This is a genomic window from Streptomyces ossamyceticus (assembly GCF_001418475.1).
In the GTDB taxonomy this organism is placed as follows: domain Bacteria; phylum Actinomycetota; class Actinomycetes; order Streptomycetales; family Streptomycetaceae; genus Streptomyces; species Streptomyces ossamyceticus.
The window spans coordinates 1-2464 of the sequence record NZ_LIQX01000063.1; the positions used below are offsets into that span (position 1 = coordinate 1).

Consider the following 2464-nt stretch of genomic DNA (forward strand, 5'->3'; position numbering starts at 1 on the left):
GCCCCGCAGGGGCCGTCCGCCGCACCCCGGAGGTCTCGCAGTGGGCTGGTGGCAGGTCAACGCCGACACTCTCGCCGGCAGCCGGTTCGTGGTGTCGCCGCTCGCGGAGACGTTCGCGAGCCTGAAGCGGCTGCACGCCGGCACCGGCGCCCATCCCGGCGAACATGCCTGGCTGGCGGACCACCTTCCCGCCTACCGGGCCGAGTTGGCGCGCGACCCGGTCACCCCCCTGCTGGTCCGGGCGGGCCTCGGCGAGGAGTGGATCGCCGACTTCCTCACCCCGACCCCGCGCGAGGGCGAGACCTTCGCACAGGAGGTCGCCCGGGTCCGGGCCGTGGACCCGGCCGCCGCCCGCGCCCACCTCGTGCTGTCCCTGCGCGGCCCGCTCCCTGCCGCCCTCGACCGCGACGACCTGCCGGGCCGCGCGGCCGACCTCCTGACGTACGTGTGGGAGGAGACCGTACGGCCGGACTGGGAGCGGCGGCGACGGGTGCTGGAGGCCGACGTCCTCGCCCGGACCGCGCAGCTGGGGCAGAGCGGCTGGGCGGCGGTGCTGGACGCGTTGCGGCCCGGCATGCGCTGGCTCGGCGAGAACCGGCTCCAGGTCAACCTCCACGAGTATCCGCCGCGTGAGATCTCCGGCGCGCGGCTGGTGTTCGTGCCGGTCACCCCGCAGCGGGTCGGCTGGGTGGCGTGGGAGGAGGGCGAGCGGTACGCCGTCGTGTACCCGTGCTCGGGCGTCCTCGCCGACGGCGGCGGCCCGGCGGCCGCGCCCGCCGCCCTCGGCCCGCTCCTCGGCACCGCCCGCGCCCGCGTCCTCGCCCTCCTCGACTCCCCCATGAGCACGACCCAGCTGTGCGCGGTCACCGGCCGCCCCCTCGGCTCGGTGGGCCGCCATCTGAAGGTCCTGCTGGACGCGGGCCTGGTCCGACGCGGGCGAGCGGGCCGCTCGGTGCTGTACACGCGGACGGCGGCGGGCGAGGTCCTGGTACGGGCCCCGGAACGCCGGGAGGCCGACGGGGGCGAGGGCTGACACCCCGCCGCCGACGCGGGCGAACGCCGACGCACAGCCGCCGACGCGGGCGAGGGCCGGCGCAGCGCGTCCGGGGCGGCGGAGGCGAAAAAGTTTCCGGAGATAGCATCCGTTTATGACTACAGACACCCCCCGTACCTCTCCCCTCGACGTCGAGATCGGTGCCCTGACGGGCGGCTCCGCGGACCTCGCGCAGTACGCCGGTAAGGCCGCGCTCGTCGTGAACGTGGCCTCCAAGTGCGGTCTCACCCCCCAGTACACGGGCCTCGAAGCCCTCCAGGCCCGCTACGCGGAGCAGGGCTTCACCGTGCTGGGCGTGCCCTGCAACCAGTTCCTGGGGCAGGAGCCGGGCTCGGCCGAGGAGATCGCGGAGTTCTGCTCGGCGACGTACGGCGTGACCTTCCCGATGACCGAGAAGGTCGAGGTGAACGGCGAGGGCCGGCACGCCCTGTACGAGCGGCTGGTCGGCCACGCGGACGCGGAGGGCCACAGCGGCGACATCCGCTGGAACTTCGAGAAGTTCCTCATCGGCCGGGACGGCTCGGTCGTGGCCCGCTTCTCCCCGCAGACCGAGCCGGAGGCCGCTGAGCTGGTGGCCGCCGTGGAGAAGGCCCTCGGCTGAGGCCACCGCCACCAGGCCGCCGACCAGCGGCCACCCGCCACCCCGCCACCCGTTGACCTTCCCCCTGGGTCAAGGACCACCGTCCCTCCCGCCGGGCGCGGACGCCCGGTGACGGAGGATGACCCAGTGGCCACCGACGACCTGCTCACCATCGGTGCCTTCGCCGCCCGCGCACGGCTGTCGGCGAAGGCGCTGCGGCTCTACGACCGGCTGGGGCTGCTCGCCCCGGCGTACGTCGACGAGCTGACCGGCTACCGCTACTACCGGTCCGACCAGGTCGAACGCGCCCGTCTCGTCGCCCTGCTGCGGCAGCTCGACATGCCTCTCGCCCGCGTCGCGGAGATCGTGGAGGCCGTCGGGACGGACGGCGCGCTGGCCGCCGAGCGGCTCGCCGCGTACTGGGCCGTCGCCGAGGAGCGGTTCGCGTCGCAGCGGGCCCTGGTCGGATACCTCCGTGGACGGCTCACGGGAAGGGACCCGGCCATGGACGCCACGCACGGTACGGACGGCACGATCAGCTCGAACGGTATGAACGGAACGAACGGCACCGACGGAACGAACACCGTCGGCGGGGCCGGGGCCGGGGCCTGCGGCACCTTCGTGGTCGAGACGGTCGACACGGCCGCGCAGGTGGTGCTCACCCAGGCACGGCACCTCCTGGTCGACGAGCTGCCGGCGTGGATCGGGGCGTCGCTGGGTCGGCTGGAGGAGGGCGCGGCGGCCTGCGGCGGGACGGCGGGGCCGTCGCTCTCCAGGGACACCTCGGAGTGGTACACGACGAACGGCGCCCCCGCCGTCCCGCCGCAGGC

At 74.9% G+C, this 2464-nt stretch carries 3 protein-coding genes; all 3 read left to right on the forward strand.

Annotated features, from left to right (window positions below; translation table 11 throughout):
• Positions 1 to 40: 40 nt before the first annotated feature.
• The gene (locus tag AOK15_RS05930; RefSeq protein ID WP_055513511.1) at positions 41 to 1033 is read left to right on the forward strand and encodes a helix-turn-helix domain-containing protein; all 993 of its coding nucleotides are present in this window, start codon (positions 41 to 43) and stop codon (positions 1031 to 1033) included.
• A gap of 115 nt (positions 1034 to 1148) precedes the next feature.
• Positions 1149 to 1655, forward strand: coding sequence for a glutathione peroxidase (locus tag AOK15_RS05935; RefSeq protein ID WP_055513513.1), 507 nt, complete (start codon positions 1149 to 1151; stop codon positions 1653 to 1655).
• Between the two features lie 108 nt (positions 1656 to 1763).
• Positions 1764 to 2464, forward strand: a 701-nt coding sequence (locus tag AOK15_RS46555) for a MerR family transcriptional regulator (protein WP_240508317.1), incomplete at its 3' end; no start/stop codon positions are given.